Origin of the sequence: Streptomyces sp. NPDC096136, assembly GCF_044763325.1 — a bacterium.
GTDB lineage: Bacteria > Actinomycetota > Actinomycetes > Streptomycetales > Streptomycetaceae > Streptomyces.
This window is the reverse complement of the sequence record NZ_JBIWFZ010000008.1, coordinates 32077-51724: the sequence shown is the minus strand read 5'-3', so window position 1 is coordinate 51724 and position 19648 is coordinate 32077. Positions and strand designations below refer to the sequence as shown.

The 19648-nt window shown below is 70.0% G+C and carries 20 protein-coding genes; 9 read left to right on the top strand and 11 right to left on the bottom strand.

The window, feature by feature from the left end; genetic code table 11:
- Positions 1-35: 35 nt before the first annotated feature.
- From ACIRBY_RS18620 to ACIRBY_RS18605, 4 genes are all read left to right on the top strand, one after another.
- Positions 36-1175, top strand: a complete 1140-nt coding sequence (locus ACIRBY_RS18620) for a 5-(carboxyamino)imidazole ribonucleotide synthase (RefSeq protein WP_403901708.1) — start codon at positions 36-38, stop codon at positions 1173-1175.
- Positions 1172-1699, top strand: coding sequence for a 5-(carboxyamino)imidazole ribonucleotide mutase (gene purE / locus ACIRBY_RS18615; RefSeq protein WP_403901706.1), 528 nt, complete (start codon positions 1172-1174; stop codon positions 1697-1699). The genes ACIRBY_RS18620 and purE overlap by 4 nt, the downstream gene beginning before the upstream one ends.
- The gene (locus tag ACIRBY_RS18610) at positions 1696-2874 is read left to right on the top strand and encodes a dipeptidase (RefSeq protein WP_403901705.1); all 1179 of its coding nucleotides are present in this window, start codon (positions 1696-1698) and stop codon (positions 2872-2874) included. Before purE ends, ACIRBY_RS18610 begins: the two co-directional genes overlap by 4 nt.
- A 182-nt stretch (positions 2875-3056) precedes the next feature.
- Positions 3057-4130: a dipeptidase gene (locus ACIRBY_RS18605; protein WP_403901704.1), complete on the top strand. Its 1074-nt coding sequence runs from the start codon at positions 3057-3059 to the stop codon at positions 4128-4130.
- Here ACIRBY_RS18605 and ACIRBY_RS18600 read toward each other — a convergent pair.
- Positions 4127-5344: a glycosyltransferase 87 family protein gene (locus ACIRBY_RS18600; protein ID WP_403901702.1), complete on the bottom strand. Its 1218-nt coding sequence runs from the start codon at positions 5342-5344 to the stop codon at positions 4127-4129. The two genes, ACIRBY_RS18605 and ACIRBY_RS18600, sit on opposite strands and share 4 nt — an antisense overlap.
- A gap of 197 nt (positions 5345-5541) precedes the next feature.
- The gene (locus ACIRBY_RS18595; protein ID WP_403901701.1) at positions 5542-6885 is read right to left on the bottom strand and encodes a UDP-glucose dehydrogenase family protein; all 1344 of its coding nucleotides are present in this window, start codon (positions 6883-6885) and stop codon (positions 5542-5544) included.
- Positions 6886-7126: 241 nt separating this feature from the next.
- On the opposite strand from ACIRBY_RS18595, the gene ACIRBY_RS18590 reads away from it, so the two are divergent.
- The gene (locus ACIRBY_RS18590; RefSeq protein ID WP_365146144.1) at positions 7127-8284 is read left to right on the top strand and encodes an acyl-CoA dehydrogenase family protein; all 1158 of its coding nucleotides are present in this window, start codon (positions 7127-7129) and stop codon (positions 8282-8284) included.
- A 191-nt stretch (positions 8285-8475) separates the two neighbouring features.
- Here ACIRBY_RS18590 and ACIRBY_RS18585 read toward each other — a convergent pair whose 3' ends face one another.
- Entirely contained in the window at positions 8476-9651 is a 1176-nt protein-coding gene (locus ACIRBY_RS18585) for a tyrosine-type recombinase/integrase (RefSeq protein WP_403901699.1), read from the bottom strand.
- Between the two features lie 134 nt (positions 9652-9785).
- On the opposite strand from ACIRBY_RS18585, the gene ACIRBY_RS18580 reads away from it, so the two are divergent.
- On the top strand, positions 9786-10409 hold the full coding sequence (locus ACIRBY_RS18580; RefSeq protein ID WP_403901697.1) for a hypothetical protein: 624 nt from the start codon (positions 9786-9788) through the stop codon (positions 10407-10409).
- Here the strand turns inward: ACIRBY_RS18580 and ACIRBY_RS18575 are convergent.
- The 6 genes from ACIRBY_RS18575 to ACIRBY_RS18550 form a co-directional block, all read right to left on the bottom strand.
- Positions 10319-10786: a hypothetical protein gene (locus ACIRBY_RS18575; RefSeq protein ID WP_403901696.1), complete on the bottom strand. Its 468-nt coding sequence runs from the start codon at positions 10784-10786 to the stop codon at positions 10319-10321. The two genes, ACIRBY_RS18580 and ACIRBY_RS18575, sit on opposite strands and share 91 nt — an antisense overlap.
- An 80-nt stretch (positions 10787-10866) precedes the next feature.
- Positions 10867-11091: a DUF397 domain-containing protein gene (locus tag ACIRBY_RS18570; protein WP_403901695.1), complete on the bottom strand. Its 225-nt coding sequence runs from the start codon at positions 11089-11091 to the stop codon at positions 10867-10869.
- A 277-nt stretch (positions 11092-11368) separates the two neighbouring features.
- Entirely contained in the window at positions 11369-11581 is a 213-nt protein-coding gene (locus ACIRBY_RS18565; RefSeq protein WP_403901693.1) for a hypothetical protein, read from the bottom strand.
- A 302-nt stretch (positions 11582-11883) separates the two neighbouring features.
- On the bottom strand, positions 11884-12732 hold the full coding sequence (locus tag ACIRBY_RS18560; protein ID WP_403901692.1) for a helix-turn-helix domain-containing protein: 849 nt from the start codon (positions 12730-12732) through the stop codon (positions 11884-11886).
- A 26-nt stretch (positions 12733-12758) separates the two neighbouring features.
- The gene (locus tag ACIRBY_RS18555; protein WP_344332682.1) at positions 12759-13289 is read right to left on the bottom strand and encodes a DUF6879 family protein; all 531 of its coding nucleotides are present in this window, start codon (positions 13287-13289) and stop codon (positions 12759-12761) included.
- Entirely contained in the window at positions 13264-13521 is a 258-nt protein-coding gene (locus ACIRBY_RS18550; protein ID WP_331798277.1) for a hypothetical protein, read from the bottom strand. The genes ACIRBY_RS18555 and ACIRBY_RS18550 overlap by 26 nt, the downstream gene beginning before the upstream one ends.
- Before the next feature lie 745 nt (positions 13522-14266).
- Between ACIRBY_RS18550 and ACIRBY_RS18545 the strand changes: the two genes are divergently transcribed.
- Together ACIRBY_RS18545 and ACIRBY_RS18540 are read left to right on the top strand one after the other, a co-directional pair.
- Positions 14267-15349 (top strand): sugar phosphate nucleotidyltransferase, encoded by a 1083-nt coding sequence (locus ACIRBY_RS18545; protein ID WP_390690452.1) that lies wholly within the window; start codon positions 14267-14269, stop codon positions 15347-15349.
- A 24-nt stretch (positions 15350-15373) separates the two neighbouring features.
- Positions 15374-16183: a polyprenol monophosphomannose synthase gene (locus ACIRBY_RS18540; RefSeq protein WP_042812864.1), complete on the top strand. Its 810-nt coding sequence runs from the start codon at positions 15374-15376 to the stop codon at positions 16181-16183.
- Between the two features lie 73 nt (positions 16184-16256).
- On the opposite strand, the gene ACIRBY_RS18535 is transcribed toward ACIRBY_RS18540, so the two are convergent.
- Positions 16257-17405, bottom strand: coding sequence for an acyltransferase family protein (locus ACIRBY_RS18535; RefSeq protein ID WP_403901689.1), 1149 nt, complete (start codon positions 17403-17405; stop codon positions 16257-16259).
- 189 nt (positions 17406-17594) lie between these two features.
- Positions 17595-18977, bottom strand: a complete 1383-nt coding sequence (locus tag ACIRBY_RS18530) for an LCP family protein (RefSeq protein WP_403901687.1) — start codon at positions 18975-18977, stop codon at positions 17595-17597.
- A gap of 107 nt (positions 18978-19084) precedes the next feature.
- On the opposite strand from ACIRBY_RS18530, the gene ACIRBY_RS18525 reads away from it, so the two are divergent.
- Positions 19085-19624, top strand: coding sequence for an acyl-CoA thioesterase (locus ACIRBY_RS18525; RefSeq protein ID WP_403901685.1), 540 nt, complete (start codon positions 19085-19087; stop codon positions 19622-19624).
- The last annotated feature ends 24 nt before the right edge of the window (positions 19625-19648 follow it).

The following is a 19648-nucleotide window of genomic DNA, read 5'->3' as shown; positions in this document are numbered from 1 at the left end:
CCGTATGGCGGAATACCGGCGGATACCCTGGAGAGGTGACGTTCCCGGTAGTCGGCATGGTCGGCGGCGGTCAGCTCGCCCGCATGACCCACGAGGCGGGTATCCCCCTCGGCATCAGATTCAAGATCCTCAGTGACACCCCCCAGGACTCGGCGGCCCTGGTCGTGAGCGACGTCGTCATCGGCGACTATCGCGATCTGGACACGTTGCGCGCCTTCGCGCGCGGCTGCGACGTGATCACCTTCGATCACGAGCACGTCCCCACCGAGCACCTCCGGGCCCTGGAGTCGGACGGCATCCCCGTCCGGCCGGGGCCCGACGCGTTGGTGCACGCACAAGACAAGGGGGTGATGCGCGCCAAGCTCGACGAGATCGGCGCGCCCAGCCCCCGCCACCGGATCGTGAGCGATCCGGCGGACGCGGCGGCCTTCGCGCAAGAGGTGGGCGGCTTCCCCGTCATCCTCAAGACGGTGCGCGGCGGGTACGACGGCAAGGGCGTGTGGTTCGTCCGCACGCCCGAGGACGCGGAGGCCCCGTTCAAGGCGGGCGTCCCGGTCCTCGCGGAGGAGAAGGTCGATTACGTCCGCGAGCTCGCGGCCAACATCGTCCGCTCCCCGCACGGCCAGGCCGTGGCCTACCCCGTCGTCGAGTCCATCCAGGTGGACGGGGTCTGCGACACGGTGATCGCCCCCGCCCCCGACCTCTCCGAAGCCCTCGCGGGCGAGGCCCAGGCCCTGGCCCTGCGCATCGCCAAGGAACTCGACGTGACCGGCCACCTGGCCGTGGAGCTGTTCGAGACCACCGACGGCCGCATCCTCGTCAACGAACTGGCCATGCGCCCGCACAACAGCGGCCACTGGACCCAGGACGGCGCGGTCACCTCCCAGTTCGCCAACCACGTCCGCGCGGTCCTGGACCTCCCCCTGGGCGACCCGCGCCCCCGGGCCCGCTGGACCGTGATGGCCAACGTCCTCGGCGGGGACTACCCCGACATGTACGCGGCGTACCTGCACTGCATGGCCCACGACCCGCAGGTCAAGATCCACATGTACGGCAAGGACGTGAAACACGGCCGCAAGGTCGGCCACGTCAACACCTACGGCGACGACCTTGACGATGTGCTGGAGCGCGCACGTCACGCAGCCGGCTACCTCAGAGGAACGATCACGGAATGAGCACCTCCCCCGTCGTAGGCATCGTCATGGGCTCGGACTCCGACTGGCCGGTCATGGAGGCCGCCGCCCAGGCCCTGGACGAGTTCGAGATCCCCTACGAGGTCGACGTCGTCTCCGCCCACCGGATGCCGCACGAGATGGTCGCGTACGGGGAGCAGGCCGCGGACCGCGGCCTCAAGGCGATCATCGCCGGCGCGGGCGGGGCCGCCCACCTGCCCGGCATGCTCGCCTCCGTCACCCCGCTGCCCGTCATCGGCGTGCCGGTCCCGCTGAAGTACCTCGACGGCATGGACTCGCTCCTGTCGATCGTCCAGATGCCCGCCGGGGTCCCCGTGGCCACCGTCTCCGTCGCCGGCGCCCGCAACGCCGGCCTGCTGGCCGTACGCATGCTCGCCGCGCACGACCCCGAGCTGCTCGGCCGGATGCGGGAGTTCCAGCAGGAGCTCAACGACCAGGCCACCGAGAAGGGCAAGCGGCTGCGCGCCAAGGTCGCGGGCGCGGAATCCTTCGGGTTCGGCAAGTGAGCGCGGCGGACCTGCTCGCGCAGGCCCGGGAGCTCCTCGCCGAGCACCCCGTGGCCGACGGCCACAACGACCTGCCCTGGGCCCTGCGCGAGCAGGTGCGCTACGACCTCGGCCGGCGGGACATCGCCGGCGACCAGTCGGCGCACCTGCACACCGACATCCCCCGGATGCGGGCCGGCGGGGTCGGCGCACAGTTCTGGTCCGTCTACGTCCGCTCCGACTTCGCGGGCGACGAGGCCGTCAGCGCCACCCTGGAGCAGATCGACGCCGTCGACCAGCTCATCGACCGCCACCCCGGCGCCCTGGCGAGGGCGCTCACGGCGGACGACATGGAAGCGGCCCGCGCCGACGGCAGGATCGCCTCCCTCATGGGCGCCGAGGGCGGCCACTCCATCAACAACTCGCTCGCCACCCTGCGCGCCCTGCACCGGCTGGGCGTGAGGTACCTGACGCTCACCCACAACGACACCATCGACTGGGCGGACTCGGCGACCGACGCACCCCGCCACGGCGGCCTCGCGGAGTTCGGCCGCGAGGTGGTGCGCGAGATGAACCGCATCGGCATGCTCGTCGACCTCTCGCACGTCGCCGACACCACCATGCGCGACGCCCTCGCCGTCTCCGCCGCGCCGGTGATCTTCTCGCACTCCTCGGCACGGGCGGTCTGCGACCACCCGCGCAACGTCCCCGACGACGTCCTCGCCCAGCTGCCCGCCAACGGCGGCGTCGCGATGGCGACGTTCGTACCCAAGTTCATCCTCCCGGCCGCCGTCGAGTGGACCCTGGCCGCGGACGAGAACCTGCGCTCCCACGGCTTCCACCACCTCGACACCACCCCCGAGGCGATGGCCCTGCACCGGGCCTTCGAAGCCGGGCGCCCGCGCCCGGTGGCCACCGCCGCCACCGTCGCCGACCACCTCGACCACATGCGCGAGGTCGCCGGCGTGGACCACATCGGCATCGGCGGCGACTTCGACGGCACCGCCTTCACCCCGGCCGGGCTGGACGACGTCTCCGGCTACCCGAACCTGATCGCGGAGCTCCTGCACCGCGGCTGGTCCCGGGCCGACCTGGCCAAGCTGACCTGGTCCAACGCGGTACGGGCGCTGCGCGACGCCGAAGCCGTCGCCCGCGACCTGTCGGCCACCCGAGGTCCGTCCAACGCGGTGCTCTAGCCCCCACGCGGACACCGGCGCACAAGGCCGGAACGGGGGCGGGGCCGGGGGAACACCCCGGCCCCGCCCCCGTCCCGTATACGGGGTACACCCGAACGCCCCATTCGCCGGGCGGCACCGCCACCCCCCGTGTCACGGTGGCCCCATGTCTCCCTGCTGCCGCCGAGACCGGAGCGAATGCCATGGCCGACCTGCAGGATGAACCCCACTCCGTGGGTGTCGGAGCCGACGACGTCCCCGTCACCGCCCCCCTCATGGCGGGCGGATCCCTGGACCGCGCGGCCGCGCTGCTCGCCGTGCACCCCGTCGCCGACGGCTGCAACACCCTCGTCTGGACCCTGCGCCAGAGCCCGTACCACGACATCGACACCCCGGACACGGGCGTCGACACCGACATCCCGCGGCTGCGCGCCGGGGGAGTGGGCGCCCAGTTCTGGACCCTCCTCGTGCCGCCCGGCCCGCCCCGCGCGGACTCCTGCGCCCAGGCCGTGTGCGAGACCCTCGAACAGATCGACGCGGCCCGCGCCCTGATGCGCCGCTACTCCGACAGCCTGTACCTCGCGCTGACCGCCGACGACATGGCCGACGCCCGCAACCGGGGCCGCATCGCCTCGTTCCTCGGCCCCGTCCCCGGCAGCACCCTCACCGGCTCCCTCGGCGCACTGCGCGCCTTCCACGCCCTCGGCGTGCGCCTCATCGCCCCCGCCGGAGCACCCTGGGCCGACGAGGGCCTGACGGCCTTCGGCCACGAGGTGGTCAAAGAAGCGAACCGGCTCGCGATGCTCATCGACCTGACGGGCTGCACGCCCGCCGCCGCCTGCCAGCTCACCGCGGCCTCCAAGGCGCCGGTGATCATCTCCAACACCGGCGCGGCCTCGCTCAACCCGCACCCGGACAACGTCACCGACGAGGTCCTGCTCGCCCTGCGCGCGGCCGGCGGCCTCGCGATGGTCACCTTCGACACCGAGCGCACCGGCGACTCCCTGCACGCCGTCGCCGACCACGTGGAACACGTACGGGCCCTCGCCGGCCCGGAAGGCGTCGGCCTCGGCGCCGCCTTCGGCGCCGAACGCGGAAGCCCGAGGCCGGCCGGACTCACCGACCCCTCGGGCTACCCGCGGCTGATCGCGGAACTACTGGAACGGGGCTGGTCGGAAGCCGACATCACCCTGCTGACCTGGGGCAACGCCCAGCGGGTGCTGCGCGAGGCGGAATTCACCGCCCGTGCCGCACAGCACCGGGGCCCCACGCCCTAGGCGGCCTGCGACTCCAGCTGCCGCAGCGCCGACTTCGGCAGCACGGTCGCCTTCCACAGCCGGACGCCGGACCAGACCGTCGCGTAGAGCAGCAGGCCGTTGCGCGTGCAGAGCAGGACCGTGCCCAGCGTGCTGTTGGTGAGGATGTCGGAGCCGTAGCAGATCGGGAAGATCAGCGTGGTCAGCGCGTTCGCGGCGACCAGCAGCCAGGCGATCGGTCGCTGGGTGGTGTTCTTCGACGTCAGGCAGACGGCCGCGAGGCCCAGCAGCCAGATCATGTACTGCGGGCTGATGACGCGGCTGGTGACCGTGAAGACCATGATCGCGCAGAGCGCGGCGTCGAACGGCGTCGCGCTCGACCAGCGGTTGGCCTTCACGCGCCACAGCAGGAGCAGCAGGAAGCCGACCACGGTCAGCCCCAGCGAGGCCCGCGCGATGCTCGACACGTACGGGCCGACGTACTCGAAGGCCCCGTACTGGAAGTTGACCTTGCCGGGCCACAGGTCCACCAGCCGCGCCGCCATCAGCGCCGAACCGCCCAGCGACTCGATCTGCACGCCGCGGTCGCCCTGGTTGCCCAGGAAGCCCAGCGTGTCCTTGAACAGCAGCGCGAACACCGCCAGCAGCGCCGCCGCGGAGAGCGCCGCCGCGACGAAGGCGTCCCGCGTGGACTTGCCGCGCGGGGTGCCGAGCAGGGTCAGCAGCGGCCACACCTTGACCATCGCCCCGATACCGGCGATGACCCCGCCGACCCGGGGACGATGGCGCATCGCGAGCAGCGCGAAGACCGCGAGCAGGGTGACCTGGATGTCGTAGCGGGCGAACGGCGTCGCCATCATCATCGGCAGCGTCACCAGCCACACCAGCGCACCGGCCATGCTGCCGTCGCCGCGCCGCGCCGCCCGGATCAGACCGAGCAGGACCACGCCGTCGCAGAGCACCGTCAGGGCGACGAAGGCCTGGAAGTAGGTGAGGAACGGCAGCAGGTCCGGGGAGAGGAAGATCGCCGCGGCCGCCGGCGGGTACTGCCACATGATGTCGTTGTGCGGCAGCGTCCAGTGGACGAGGACGTTGTACCAGTTGTGGTAGGTCGCGGTGACCTCCACCCGGACGACGTTCGAGCTGAAGAAGTCGTTGACGAGCATCCAGAGCATCGCCGCCCTGGAGGCCAGCCAGAAGCCCGCGATGCCCAGCAGGGCGCCGCGTCCTCGCATGGCTGCTTCGAAGGATCCCCACCGGCCACGCGTGGCGGGCGCCGCCGTCGCGGATGCGGTGGGGTGGGCTGTGGGGCTGCTGGTCGTGGTCATCGGCCCGAAGTCTACCCAGTCATTTATTCCACTTCTTTGACTGAGATCCTTCAAAAGTGGGTACCGGTATACGCCCTGGTCGGCCCGTGCGCCCCCCAAGTCCCTTACGCCTGCGGGCGCCCCATGGCCCGGTAGGTCCACCCGGCCGCGCGCCAGCGGAGCGGGTCCAGGGCGTTCCGCCCGTCGAGCACGAGCCGGTCCGTGACGACCGCCCCCAGCTCGGCGGGGTCGAGCTCGCGGAACTCGCGCCACTCGGTGAGGTGCAGGACGACCTCGGCGCCGCGGGCGGCGGCGAGCGCGGAGTCGGCGTAGCCGAGGGTGGGGAAGACGCGCCGCGCGTTGTCCATGCCCTTGGGGTCGTAGACGGTGACCTGGCCGCCCTGGAGGTGGATCTGCCCGGCGACGTTCAGCGCGGGGGAGTCGCGCACGTCGTCCGAGTCGGGCTTGAAGGTGGCGCCGAGCACGGCGACCCGCTTGCCCAGGAACGATCCGCCCACGGCCTCGCGGGCCAGCTCGACCATGTGGCCGCGGCGGCGCATGTTGATGGAGTCGACCTCCCGCAGGAAGGTCAGCGCCTGGTCGGCGCCCAGCTCGCCGGCCCGGGCCATGAAGGCGCGGATGTCCTTGGGCAGGCAGCCGCCGCCGAAACCGATGCCGGCGCGCAGGAACTTGGCGCCGATCCGCTCGTCGTGGCCGATGGCCTCGGCCAGCTTGACGACGTCGCCGCCGGCCGCCTCGCACACCTCGGCCATGGCGTTGATGAAGGAGATCTTCGTCGCCAGGAAGGAGTTGGCGGCGGTCTTCACCAGCTCGGCCGTCGGGAAGTCGGTCACCACCAGCGGGCTCCCCTCCGCCATGGGCGTCGCGTACACCTCCCGCAGCAGCTTCTCGGCGCGCTCGCCGCGGACGCCGACGACGATCCGGTCGGGGTGCAGGGTGTCCTGCACGGCGAAGCCCTCGCGCAGGAACTCCGGGTTCCACGCCAGCTCCACGTCCGCGCCCGCCGGAGCCAGTGCGGCGAGCTTTCCGGCGAGCCGCTCGGCCGAGCCCACCGGCACGGTGGACTTGCCCACCACCAGCGCGGGCCGGGTGAGGTGCGGGGCCAGGGACTCCACGGCCGCGTCCACGAAACTCATGTCGCAGGCGTACTCGCCGTGCTTCTGCGGGGTGTTCACGCACACGAAGTGCACGTCGCCGAAGTCCCCGACCTCTGCGTAGGACCGGGTGAACCGCAGCCGCCCGGTGGACCCCGGCAGCCCCGCGACGTGCCGGGCGAGCAGTTCCTCCAGCCCCGGCTCGTACATGGGGACCCGGCCCGAGGCCAGCATCTCGATCTTCTCCGGCACCACGTCCAGCCCCAGTACCTCGAAGCCGAGCTCGGCCATGGCCGCGGCGTGCGTGGCGCCCAGGTAGCCGGTGCCGATCACGGTGATCTTGAGGGGGGCCATGGGAGCTCCAGAGGTGCGGGGCCGTGTGCGGCCCCCGAGCATAGTCGGGCCGGTCTCGGGGGACGTTCCCAGGAGTGTCCGGCTGTCACGCAGCTCACGTACGCGCCACATATCGCTGTGCCGGGGCCGGGAACTAGAATTTGGGTTACTTAACGGTAGTTAGCATCCCGCGCCGAACGCCTTCCGGTGGCACACCGCCGTCGGAACGTCACTCGGCGCCGCACCTGGGGAGTGAAAGATCTTGGCGGGTTCTGCCGACTTCGACCTGTACCGCCCGGCCGAGGAGCACGACATGCTCCGCGAGTCGGTCCGCGCGCTCTGCGAGGCGAAGATCCTCCCGTTCGCGGCCGCGGTCGACGAGGAGGCCCGCTTCCCGCAGGAGGCCCTCGACGCCCTCGTCGCCAACGACCTGCACGCCGTCCACGTGCCCGAGACCTACGGCGGCGCCGGCGCCGACGCCCTCGCCACGGTCATCGTGATCGAGGAGGTGGCCCGCGTCTGCGCCTCCTCCTCCCTGATCCCGGCCGTGAACAAGCTCGGCTCCCTCCCGGTGATCCTCTCCGGCTCGGAGGAGCTCAAGGCCAAGTACCTCGGCCCGCTGGCCAAGGGCGACGGGATGTTCTCGTACTGCCTCTCCGAGCCCGACGCGGGCTCCGACGCGGCCGGCATGAAGACCCGCGCGGTCCGCGACGGCGACTTCTGGGTGCTCAACGGCGTCAAGCGCTGGATCACCAACGCGGGCGTCTCCGACTACTACACGGTCATGGCCGTCACCGACCCGGAGAAGCGCTCCAAGGGCATCTCGGCCTTCGTCGTCGAGAAGTCGGACGAGGGCGTCTCCTTCGGCGCCCCGGAGAAGAAGCTCGGCATCAAGGGCTCCCCGACGCGCGAGGTCTACCTCGACAACGTCCGCATCCCCGCCGACCGCATGATCGGCGCCGAGGGCACCGGCTTCGCCACCGCGATGAAGACCCTCGACCACACCCGCATCACCATCGCAGCCCAGGCCCTCGGCATCGCCCAGGGGGCCCTGGACTACGCGAAGGGCTACGTCCAGGAGCGCAAGCAGTTCGGCAAGCCGATCGGCGACTTCCAGGGCGTCCAGTTCATGCTCGCGGACATGGCCATGAAGATCGAGGCCGCCCGCCAGCTGACCTACGCGGCGGCCGCCAAGTCGGAGCGCGTCGACTCCGACCTCACCTTCTTCGGCGCCGCGGCCAAGTGCTTCGCCTCGGACGTCGCGATGGAGGTCACCACCGACGCGGTCCAGCTCCTCGGCGGCTACGGCTACACCCGCGACTACCCGGTCGAGCGCATGATGCGCGACGCGAAGATCACCCAGATTTATGAAGGAACGAATCAGGTCCAGCGCATCGTCATGGCGAGGAACCTTCCGTAGCAGGGTTTTCACAGGTCAGAGGCTATCTGCGGTGCTCCGGGAGCCGTGATCGGCTTCCGGTCCGTTCCGGGTCTCTCCTGGACGTCATGCTGGGGAAATCCTGGGCGGGACATCGGGCGCGGAACGGGTGCTGACCTGTATAAACGACGAGGCCCCCGGCATGATGCCGGGGGTCTTCCGTATGGGTTGGGTCAGGCGACTTCGGTCCGCTCGGTGGGGTCGTCCGCGCCGGGGCTCAGCATGGTCGCGATGGCTGCGCGTCCGCGCTGCTCGGCTCCCTCGAAAATGTAGTGGTAGTGCTCGCGGAGCACGTCCGTGCCGCTGTGCCCCATCCAGTCGGCCACGTCGTTCTCAGGGACGCCCGCGTAGAGCAGCCGGGATCCGTAGTAGTGCCGCATGGAGTGCGGCTTGCAGTAGGGCACCTCGCCCTTCGTCAGGGCGGGCAGCCAGATCTGCCGGTAGAAGTACGAGGCGTACACGTACCCGGTGCGGGTCACGTTGGGGAACAGCAGGCGCTCCGGTCCCCACATGCCGTGGTTCTTGATGTGCCTGCGCAGTTCGAACGCCACGTTCGGCGGGAGCGGCACGATGCGCCCAGGCTCCTCCTCGTCCCGGGCCTTGATGTGCCGTCGTTGTAGAGCGCTGTTCTTGCCGGACTCGGATTCGCCGTCCTCCGCGATCTGGAAGTCAACGCGCAGGACCTCGGCCTGGAAGTCGATCTGATCGCGGGAGACCGCCATGGCCTCTCCGATCCGCAGGCCGCACCCCGCCATGAGCCACAGCATCGCCCGGTACCGGGGCGGGGCCGCGTTGAGCATCGCCAGGACTTCCCGAGTCGTCAGCCGCCGGGCGTTGGTCTTGTGCTCGCGAATCTCCTTGGCACGGCTGCCCGCATGCCTGATCTTCTTGCACGGGTTGCGCCCGATGATCTCGTTGACGACAGCCCAATCCATCATTCCGGAGAAGAACGAGAACCGCTGGCGCCGGGTCCGGGCCGACAGCTTCCGATCCTGCTCCATCCACAACATCCACTGCTCGATGTCCGCGACCTTCAGGGACACGATGGAGCGGGCCTTGAAGAACGGTTCCAGGGTTGTGTTCTGGATCGAGCGGTACTGCTTTTTGGTGCTGTTCTCCAGTTTCCTTTGATTGGTCCACTGCTCCCAGACCGCCGTCACGGGCTGCTTCCCCAGCTTGTCGTCCAGGTAGGTCCCGGCGTCTAGCTCCTGCTCCTTCCGCTTCCGGTGGTCGTCGGCGCGCTTCTTGGTCTCGAACGACTTCTGCCGCTGCTTTCCGTCCTGGTCGTACCAGAACGTCGTCCGCTTCCTCGGGTCGTCCTTGGATCGCGCTACCCATGCCCTTGCCACGTCTGAGCCGGCCCTTCTCGTCGTGGATGGGCCCGCCCCCACTGCCGTGGCCAGCCCCTGGCTTCAGTCTGCACACGGTCCACCCTGGGTTGTCAACACGGGGTGGACCACTCCGAGTGGTGTATGGTCGGGGTGTGCGAGCAGACGAGAGCGGATTCGAGATCACCCAGCAGCAAGGGGGTTGGGTGATCCGGATGTGGTGGCCTGTGGGGCCGATTACGGGAGGCCCACAGCGCATGACGGTGGAGCCGGCCGATGACGCCGAGCCCCGCGATGTCGTGCGCGGCATCTCCACGACCGTGCTCCGCAGGCTCGACATCGCGGCTGCGATGAACTTGGCCAAGATGGCGCCGAAGGCCCAACAGACCCTTGAGGACGTCACGCGGACGCTGGACGCCTCGGCGGAGGCTGCTGGCCGCCTCCTGGCGGCTGAAGGCGTCTCGGAGCGATACCTGGCAATGCTCGCTGCGGCGTACGCCGCCATGGCCGAGAGCGGGGCCCCGGCGCCGGTTCCGTGGCTTGCCCGACTGATCGAGCGTCGCCCAGAGACGATCAAGGACCACCTGAAGAAGGCGCGGCGGGACGGCTACCTGGGCACCCTGGCGGGCAAGGCCGGGGGAGAGGTGACCGACAAAGCCAAGGCGGTACTGGACTCCATGGCAAGCCCTTACTCCAGAGGGCAGGACAGTTCGGGACTGGAACGGTTCGGGGAGCAGGACACCAGCGCGACCGAATGGAAGACGGTGCCGTTGAGGTAGTGCCCCGGGGACACGTCCCCACCCCAGGTCAGCCGTTCCACCGCAGCCTTCACCAACAGGACCAGCCGAGTCACTTCCCGATCGGCCTCCGATGCGAACCGGGGTGCGAACTCCGCCAACTGGAGCCCGAGCCATTCCCCAGCCTCCTTCGGCTCCTCCCAGGTGCCCCGCACCTGGGAGGCCGGTTTCGTCAGCCAGTGAGCGGTTTGGATCGGAGGGACGCCCGTTGCTGGGAAGTCGGCCACCGCGTTGCGGTAGCGCTCCGTCAACGCCTCGTCGATACCCACGGGCGGTGCGTGCTCCGGCGGTGGTCGCCGGATGCTCTCGTTGTCGAACGCCTTCTTTTCTCCGACCCATGCGTAACCGTGGTGGTGCACTGCCGCTCCGTTTCGGGGAATGGCGACGGCCCCGCCCGTCGGCGTGTGGGCGGGGCCGCCAGTCAAGTGGTGCTCAGGGATCAGGCGGAGAGGTCGAACCGCGCGGGGTCGATGCCCGCCGCGTTCAGCTCCGCCGTGATGAACCGCAGCGGCTCAGCGCCCGGCCGCTTGCTGTCACCCATGGCCCACGCGTCCGGGCCGATCTTGGCGAGCGTCACGCACGCCTCGCCGTCCGGGTGCGTGCTGCCGCCGCACGCCTTCGAGAACTCGGCTCCCTCGATGGGGAGCCCGTACAGGTCGGTCATCGTCGTGCCCTTCCTGATCTGCTGTACGGCCGAACGAGAGCCGGCCGTCCCCCGCCCGCGACGGACGGAAGTCTCCAATGGGTGCTTCGGCTTCCCTGGGGCCGAAGCGGTTGCCCTCACCGCCCAGGGCGGCACCCCAGTCAGGGGGCGGACCGGGCCGGAGCCTGGGCACGTCAACCCAGGCGAGACACGTCCTGTCTCTGCTCAACGGCTTGTCGATCGGGGGACTACCTGCCTCCCGCCGGGAGGGCAGCGGTGACAGGATCCTGTGATTGGCTCAGGGAGCCGAGGGCACTCGCAGCGCCTCTGCGATCTGCTCGACCGCATCAGCCCGGATCATGCCCAGGTGCACGTACGCATGCCCGTTGTGCGTCACCACGGGCCGGGCGCTGCCCCAGGCGCTCTCGGGCACTCCCAGGGCGGCGAGCGCCGCGCGTATGGACTCCGCCGCGTTCGTAGCCTGAGTCCTCGCGTCTCTCCACGTCTGCATGTCCATCAGTGCCCGGTCCCGTGTATCCGGAGCAGGATGTTGCAGTCGGCCACCGTCGTGCCGTCGCCCTCCAGCTCCGCCGCCTTCCGAAGCTGGCCCAGCCGGGCGCACTCCGGGCAACCCCGTACGGGCCGAGGCCGAGGCCGTTCCGCCCGCATCGGCAGCACCACCGGTGTTTCCTGCCACCGATTCGGTTCCGTCTTCATCACGCCGCGCCCTCCCGATCGCCTTCGAGGTCGATGGAATGACCCTAGAAGCAGGGAACGGAGCGGGCCACGGTCTTGCACGAGCTTGCACGCGAACTAACCGAGCGACGTGATCGCATCCGAGATCAGAGCCCGGGCGGGTGCACCGTAGACAGCGAGCTTGGACAGCTCGGAGAACGCCTTGGCGTACGTGGCAACCTCGCTGGGTGCCGTGACGTTCACTGCGGCCGTGAGTAGCTCCACGCTCGCTTGGCGGCCGTCGAAGAGATAGAAGGCTTCCAGGGGCCAGACAAGCCGCTGGGCCGTGAATGGGATTACCCCGAGGCTCACGTTCGGAAGCGCCATGACAGTCAGCAGGTAGCCGAGCTGTCCAGCCATGGCGGCAGCGTCGCCAATGCGATAGCGGAGCACCGTTTCTTCCAGCAGCAGAGCGAAGCGGTGGTTGCCGTCATGGAGCACGTGTGAGCGTTCGATTCTGGATGCTGCCGCCGTCTGCGAGTCGTCAGGGGTGCCTTGAAAGGCGGCGATGGTTGATAGCAGAGCTGCCGCGTACGCCTCGGTCTGGAGCATGCCCGGCACCACGTTCGAGCAGTACACGCGGAAATGGCGGGTCTGCTCGTATAGGGGGACGACCTCCTCCTGCGCCCGGCGCATGCCGTGCCGGTGCAGCTTCTGCCAGTGGACGTACATCTGGTCGGCTTGCCGGTTCGCCGCGATCAGGTCGTCTGTCTGGTCTTCTGCTCCGCAGGCTTTGCACCAGGCGCGGATGTCGGCGGCCGACGCAGGAGTCTTGGCCCGCTCGATGCGTGATGACTTCGCGGGACTCCAGCCACACCGAAGAGCCAACTCATGCCCGGTTAGCTCCGCGTCTTTACGTAGGCCCCCGAGGCGGGCGGCGATGGCTTCACGGGCGGCCTGGGCGCTGGAGGAGGGGGACGCAGACATGAGTGGGCTCTTCGTTTTCCGTCAGGTCAGACCGTGTACTTCTCGTGCGGGATACCGCGCTCCCAGACTGCCTCGAACGCAGTCGAGGCCAGTCGTGCCACGGCGGGCTCGGAACGAACCTCCCAGCCAGGCTCGGACCAGTTCCCGTCCCCGGAGAAGTGGTTGAAGAGCACGATCTCTCCGTCGAACACCCAACAGTCGTTTCCGGGAAGCGCGATATCCGAAGCCTGCCGCCTGGGCAGCCAGCGGACCTGCTCCCCGGCGTGAAGGTTGACCACGGTGCCGGCGTGTTCGTACCGGATGTAATCCGTTACCGGTTCCGATACGACGCGGGCACGGCGGACGGTCACACCTCGGGCCACGGTGCTGCGAATCAAATCAACCCACGGCGTCCAGTAGGCGGACGCCGGGTCGATGTCTCGCTGCCCTGTGCGCTTCCAGGTCTCGAAGTCCTCGGCCTCATCCCCGACGCCGTACGAGTCACGCAGCTCGAGGTGCACCGCCGAGTGCTTGGCTGCTGCCAGCAGCTCGTTAAAGCCCGGCTCGTTCTGCGACATCGCACGCCTTCCTGAGCATCGGCACCATACGGGCCGGAATCCGAATCACGGCTTCGTGCGGAGGGATGCCCGGAGCGTGGCCGGGAGCCTCGAACGCGGCGCACTCCGCCTCTAGCTTTTCGTCTGGCTTCCAGCCCTGGAGCACCAGCTCCGCCTTTTCCTCGTCCACCCATACGGTGGGGGAGCCCTGCTGCCCGGTGTCTGGATCGATCCCGATGAACCGTAGTGCCATGACTGCCTCCGGCGTCGAGTGGCTTACGCCAACTTGCACGAGCGTCATCCCTGCACCGCTGGGACGTCAAGGGGGCCGCCGGAGCCCCGTAGGACGGGTGGCAGACACCGAAGCGGCCTGACCAGGAGAGACAGGCCGGTGATCATGGGGGAATCCTGGGGACACCCCCTACAGAGGGGGTGTCCGTGCAGGTCAGCGGCGGATGTGCCGTAAAGCACCCAGATCCACGAAGGCACGAACCAGGTCCAGCGGATCGTCATGGCCCGCAACCTGCCGTAACGCGCCCGACCCGCTCCATCCCAACGACAAGGCCCCCGGCATCAAGCCGCGGGCCTTGTCGTGCTTGCGCCCGACCGCGGACCGCGGGCGTCCGGGCGATGAATGCGAAGGGTTCCTTTGTAACGATTCCGATCCAGCGGGTGGGGCCGCCCGCCGTGTGCGCCGCTGGTGGGGGGCGTGCTGCCGTGGGAGGGGGCACGGACCGGGCCGGCCGGCGGGGTGCCGGGAGGCGGTGGATCCGGCGGCCCGGGTTCCGGGGCTGAGCAGGGGCTCTTCGCCCCGCAGCGGTGCGTGGGGCCCGTATATAGGGGACGGGCCGGGGGCCTTGTACCCGCATCGTGCGCAACCCGCCGTAACCGGAACGTTGCCGGAGGCGGGCCGGGCGGGGCTCCACCGGGCTTTGCACCGTGCAGGATGGGCTAACTTTGAAGCTTCGTACGCCTGAACCGGTTGGGGAGAGAACAAAATGACGGAAGCGATCCTGCTGGTCGGCGGGCAGGGGACGCGTCTGCGCCCCGTGACGGTGAACACCCCCAAGCCGATGGTTCCGGCAGCGGGCGTCCCGTTCCTCGCCCACCAGATAGCCAGGGCCGCCGCCGCCGGTGTCACGCACATCGTGATGGCCACCTGCTACCTCGCCGAGGTCTTCGAGCCCTACTTCGGCGACGGATCCGACTTCGGCATCACCCTCGAGTACGTCGTCGAGGACGAGCCCCTCGGCACCGGTGGCGCCATCCGCAACGCCGCCCAGCGCCTGACCGGCGGCCCGGACTCCCCCGTCCTCGTCTTCAACGGCGACATCCTGACCGGCCTCGACATCGCCGGCCTGGTCGAGTCGCACCAGGCGGCCGACGCCGACGTCTCCCTCCACCTCGTGCGCGTCGAGGACCCCCGCGCCTTCGGCCTGGTCCCGACCGACGCCGACGGGCGGGTGCTGGCCTTCACCGAGAAGCCCGAGACCCCCGAAGAGATCATCACCGACCAGATCAACGCCGGCTGCTACGTCTTCCGCCGCAGCGTGATCGACTCCATTCCGGCCGGCCGGCCGGTATCCGTCGAGCGCGAGACCTTCCCCGGCCTCCTGGCCTCCGGTGCCAAGCTGCACGGCGTCACCGAGGACACCTACTGGCTGGACCTCGGCAAGCCGGAGTCCTTCGTCCAGGCCTCCGCCGACCTCGTGCGCGGCATCGTCTCCTCCCCGGCCGTCCCCGGCCCCCGCGGCGAGGCCCTCGTCCTCCCCGGTGCCCAGGTGGCGGAAGGCGCCAAGCTGACGGGCGGTACCGTGGTGGGTGCCGGCGCCCGGATCGAATCGGGCGCTGTCGTCCAGGGCTCCATCGTGCTGGACGGCGCGATCCTCGGCGCGGACACGGTGGTGAACGCCAGCCTCATCGGCGCCGGCGCCTCGGTGGGTTCGCGCACCGTCGTGACCGGTGCCGTCATCGGTGACGGTGCCGTCGTAGGGGCTGACAACGAACTTCGCGCGGGGGTGCGGGTGTGGTGCGAGGCCGAACTGCCCGACGCAGCCGTCCGCTTCTCCTCCGACCGGTGACCAACTTCAGTGAGGCATAACCCTGTGATAGGCGAGCAGCAGACTCCCCGCAAGACCGACGTTGCCACCACCAAGCTCCCCGACACCTGGGCGCACACCCCCCTCACCGTGGTCATGCCGACCTACAACGAGGCGGGCAACCTCCCGGGCATGGTGGAGCTGCTCATGGGTCTCGACCAGCCGGGCCTGCGCCTGCTGATCGTCGACGACTCCTCGCCCGACGGCACCGGCAAGATCGCCGACGAGCTCGCGGAGGGCTACCTCACCGAGGACGGCAAGCCGCGCATGTCGGTCCTGCACCGCACCGCGAAGGACGGCCTCGGCCGCGCCTACGCGGCCGGCATGGCCAAGGCCGTCGAGGACGGCGCCGAGTACGTGCTCCAGATGGACGCGGACGGCTCCCACCCGGCCGGCAAGATCGCCGAGATGCTGGGCGTGGCCCGCTCCACCGGCGCCGGCCTCGTCGTGGGCTCCCGCTACGTGCCGGGCGGCACCCTGTCCAACGCCTGGGGCGCGCACCGCAAGCTGCTCTCCCGCTGGGCCAACGCCTACGCGAGCACCATCCTCGGCACCCGCGTCCGCGACATCACGGGCGGCTTCAACCTGTGGAGCGCGGCCGCGCTGAAGGCGATCGACCTCGCGTCGATCGGCAGCGCCGGCTACAGCTTCCAGGTGGAGATGAAGTACAAGGCCCTGCGCCGCAACTTCCAGGTGATGGAGGTCCCGATCCACTTCGAGGACCGCACCGTCGGCGAGTCGAAGATGAACCTGGCCGTGCAGCTGGAGTCCATCGCGATGCCGTGGAAGCTCCGCGCCGCGGCGGGCAAGAAGTAGGCGGTCGCACGGACCGCGAGCGGAAGGGGCGCCCCCGGCCGGGGGCGCCCCTTCCGCCGTGTCCGGCGGGGCGTCAGGACCTGGCGGGCGCCGGACGGCGTTCCAGGAAGCGCTTGAGCCGGCGGGCCACCGGGCGTTCCACGAAGCGCTGGATCAGCCAGGAGGCCAGCAGCATCACGGCCATCGCGGACAGCATCAGCGTCCACGGCTCGACGTCGCGGTGCCACTGCCGCAGCATGGTCAGGCCGGCCTGCTGGTGCAGCAGGTACAGGGGGTACGACATGGCTCCCGCGGCCGGCAGCCAGCGCCAGTCGATCCGGTCCAGCCACCCCAGGGCCACGGCGGCCATGACCACGTAGCACAGGGTGATGACGAGCAGGCACATCTCCCAGGACAGCCGGTCGCCCTTGACGGTGTTCCAGTGGACGATGTCGTTCAGCCAGCGCTGCATCAGCAGCCAGGAGAACACCAGCAGCGCCCACGGCTCTCCCGCCCGCGGCCCCTCGCGCCGGATCAGGTAGAAGCAGATGCCGGAGATGAACAGCGGGGAGTAGTCCGGGTTGGCCAGGACGTCGAGGACCGGCAGGCCCGAGCTCGGGGCGAGCAGCGAGGCGACGGTCCAGATCCAGCAGAAGTTCAGCACCTTGCGGTAGGTCAGCCCGGTCCAGGCGACCACCGCGAAGATCAGGTAGAAGCGGACCTCGGACCACAGTGTCCAGTACGAGGCGTCCAACGGGGCGGCCCCCAGCGGGGTCTGCACCATCGTCAGGTTCGTCAGGATCTGGCTGAGGCCCGGCCCGGCGCCGCCGAAGGGCTTGCCGAAGGACAGCAGCACGCCCATCGTCACCAGGACGCAGAACCAGTACGCGGGGGCCAGGCGGACCACCCGGCTGCGCAGGTAGGAGCCCAGCGGGCGCCCCCAGGCCGACATGCAGATGACGAAGCCGCTGATCATGAAGAACAGCTCGACGCCCATCCAGCTGTAGCGGCCGACGACGGTCAGCCAGCCGAACGCGTCGCGGCCCCAGACGTCCTGACGGGTGTAGTGGTGGAAGAGCACCAGCACCGCGGCGAGGATCCGCAGCCCGTCCAGGACGCGCAGCCGGCGTCCCGCTCCCGGCGCGGGCGGCCGCGACTGTTCCGGTACGAGGGGCGGGAAGGGGGGTCTGTCGCCGTCTTCCCGTCGCTCTTCGAGGACGCGCGGGGACGGGTGCAGGGACATGAAGGCTCCACGGGCAGGACGGACGCATGCCCGATCAGTCGAAGGCCGCGCCGGAACACGGGCCCGGCCGCGGTATCCCCCCGGCGGTCGGGCCGCAACAGTCTTACGAGAAAACCATCGCACTGTCCACAGTGCCCGAGGGGGGATGCGCGACACCCTCACCCGTTCAGCGGCCGTCCGGCGAGCCGCTCACTGCCCCTTGACGGTGACCTTCTGGTCGTTCTGGATCTCCTTGACCAACTGCTGGACCTTCGGCTTGTCCCAGACGAGGTTGCCGCCCCGCTGACCGGAGATCGGCATGTTCATCGACACGCCCTCACCGCTGTTGACGCCCTTCATGGCGAAGAACATCTCGCCCATGTCCCACAGCGACATGTCCTTGTCGACGATGAGGGTGTCCAGGCCGGCGCCCATCACCGGGTACAGGGAGAAGGGGTTGAGGACGGTCCCCGGGGTGGCGGCCTGGCTGGCGAGCGCCGACAGGAACTTCTGCTGGTTCTTCGTCCGTTGCAGGTCCGACTCGGCGAAGGCGTAGCGGGTGCGGACGAAGGCCAGGGACTGCTCGCCGTTCAGGGTCTGCCGGCCCGCCTTGAAGTCGGCGCCGGACTTCTCGTCCTTGAAGCCCTTCTCGATGTCCAGCTCCACGCCGCCCAGCGCGTCCACGATGTTGGCGAAGCCGGCGAAGCCGATCTCGGCGTAGTGGTCGATGCGCAGGCCGGTGTTGAACTCGACCGTCCGCACCAGCAGCTCCGGCCCGTCGTCCGCGTACGCGGCGTTCAGCTTGGTCCGCTTGCCGGTGCCGGCGTACTTCTTGCCCGACTGGGAGCCGACGAAGGAGGGGATCTCCACGTCCGAGTCGCGCGGCAGCGAGACCATCGTGTTCCCGCTGGAGCACTTGGCCAGGACCATCATCGAGTCGGTGCGCTTGCCCTCGGCGGAGCCCGTGTGGAGCTTCTTCTTCTCCTCGTCGGACATGCCCTCGCGGCTGTCGGAGCCCACGATGAGGTACGTCGTGCAGTCGCCCTCCTTGGGCCGCTCGATCACCTTGGACAGGTCGACCTCGCGGCGGACCTTGGAGTCGGCCCAGAAGTAGGTGCCGACCGTGGTCACCACCAGCGCGGAGACCAGCACGATCGAACCGATCTTGATCCGCTTGCGCCAGTCGACGGTGCGGACGGGCCCGGGGCCGCCGGGTCGGCCCGGACCGCCGGGACCCGCGGGACGCCCGGAGCCGCCGGGGCCGCCGGGGCCGGAGGGGCGCCCGTAGACCTGGCCGGTGTTGTACCCGCTGTCGTACGACGCGTCGGGGCCCTGCCCCTGCTGCGGCGGCACCCCGTAGCCGGAACCCGGGCGGCCGCCCGGCGGCGGAGCCTGCGGCGGTACCGGCGGGCGCGCGGGGCGCTGCCCGGGACGGGGCTGCGACTGGGGAGGCCGGGGAGCCTGCGGCTGCCGCTGGACGTGGCGCATCCGCTGCGCCCCCTCCGGCTGCGGCTGCCCGCTGCCGCGCCCGTACCCGTCATCGCGGCGGCCGCGCGCGTCGCGCTCGCCGCCAAAGCCGTCCCAGTCACTCATGCGCACAAGGATGCCCGCCCGGGAGTGTCGCAGGACACCCCAGGTGGGGTGTTCGTACCGGGGCTGTTGCAGACCTGATGCCTCCGGGCCGCACTTAAGGTGGCTGCATGACACAGATACCGGAGGCACCGGAGGGCAAGCCGATCTCGGCGTCCCGGACCACCCTCAGCCACATCATGACCGCGGCCGACACCAACCTCCTCGGCACCGTGCACGGCGGAGTGATCATGAAGCTGGTGGACGACGCGGCCGGCGCCGTGGCGGGCCGCCACTCCGGCGGGGCCGCCGTCACCGCCTCCATGGACGAGATGGCCTTCCTGGCCCCCGTCCGCGTCGGCGACCTGGTTCACGTCCGGGCGCAGGTCAACTGGACCGGCCGCTCCTCGATGGAGATCGGCGTACGGGTCCTCGCGGAGCGGTGGAACGAATCCACCCCCGCCACCCAGGTCGGCAGCGCCTACCTCGTCTTCACGGCGGTGGACCCCGAGGGCAAGCCCCGGCAGGTCCCCCCGGTGATCCCGGAGACCGAGCAGGACGAGCGCCGCTACCAGGAGGCCCAGATCCGCCGCACGCACCGCCTCGCCCGCCGCCAGGCCATCAAGGAACTGCGCGCGCGGCGCATCGCCGAGGGGTTCGATGAGGAATGATCCATTCGGCTGTGGCTGCGGCCC

Coding starts and splice junctions, on each gene's coding strand:
- ACIRBY_RS18535 (WP_403901689.1), bottom strand. CDS start 17,405: ATGTCCCTGCACCCGTCCCCGCGCGTCCTCGAAGAGCGACGGGAAGAC.
- ACIRBY_RS18605 (WP_403901704.1), top strand. CDS start 3,057: ATGGCCGACCTGCAGGATGAACCCCACTCCGTGGGTGTCGGAGCCGAC.
- ACIRBY_RS18550 (WP_331798277.1), bottom strand. CDS start 13,521: ATGGCACTACGGTTCATCGGGATCGATCCAGACACCGGGCAGCAGGGC.
- ACIRBY_RS18600 (WP_403901702.1), bottom strand. CDS start 5,344: ATGCGAGGACGCGGCGCCCTGCTGGGCATCGCGGGCTTCTGGCTGGCC.
- ACIRBY_RS18595 (WP_403901701.1), bottom strand. CDS start 6,885: ATGGCCCCCCTCAAGATCACCGTGATCGGCACCGGCTACCTGGGCGCC.
- ACIRBY_RS18530 (WP_403901687.1), bottom strand. CDS start 18,977: ATGAGTGACTGGGACGGCTTTGGCGGCGAGCGCGACGCGCGCGGCCGC.
- ACIRBY_RS18545 (WP_390690452.1), top strand. CDS start 14,267: ATGACGGAAGCGATCCTGCTGGTCGGCGGGCAGGGGACGCGTCTGCGC.
- ACIRBY_RS18565 (WP_403901693.1), bottom strand. CDS start 11,581: ATGCAGACGTGGAGAGACGCGAGGACTCAGGCTACGAACGCGGCGGAG.
- ACIRBY_RS18570 (WP_403901695.1), bottom strand. CDS start 11,091: ATGACCGACCTGTACGGGCTCCCCATCGAGGGAGCCGAGTTCTCGAAG.
- ACIRBY_RS18560 (WP_403901692.1), bottom strand. CDS start 12,732: ATGTCTGCGTCCCCCTCCTCCAGCGCCCAGGCCGCCCGTGAAGCCATC.
- ACIRBY_RS18555 (WP_344332682.1), bottom strand. CDS start 13,289: ATGTCGCAGAACGAGCCGGGCTTTAACGAGCTGCTGGCAGCAGCCAAG.
- ACIRBY_RS18525 (WP_403901685.1), top strand. CDS start 19,085: ATGACACAGATACCGGAGGCACCGGAGGGCAAGCCGATCTCGGCGTCC.
- purE (WP_403901706.1), top strand. CDS start 1,172: ATGAGCACCTCCCCCGTCGTAGGCATCGTCATGGGCTCGGACTCCGAC.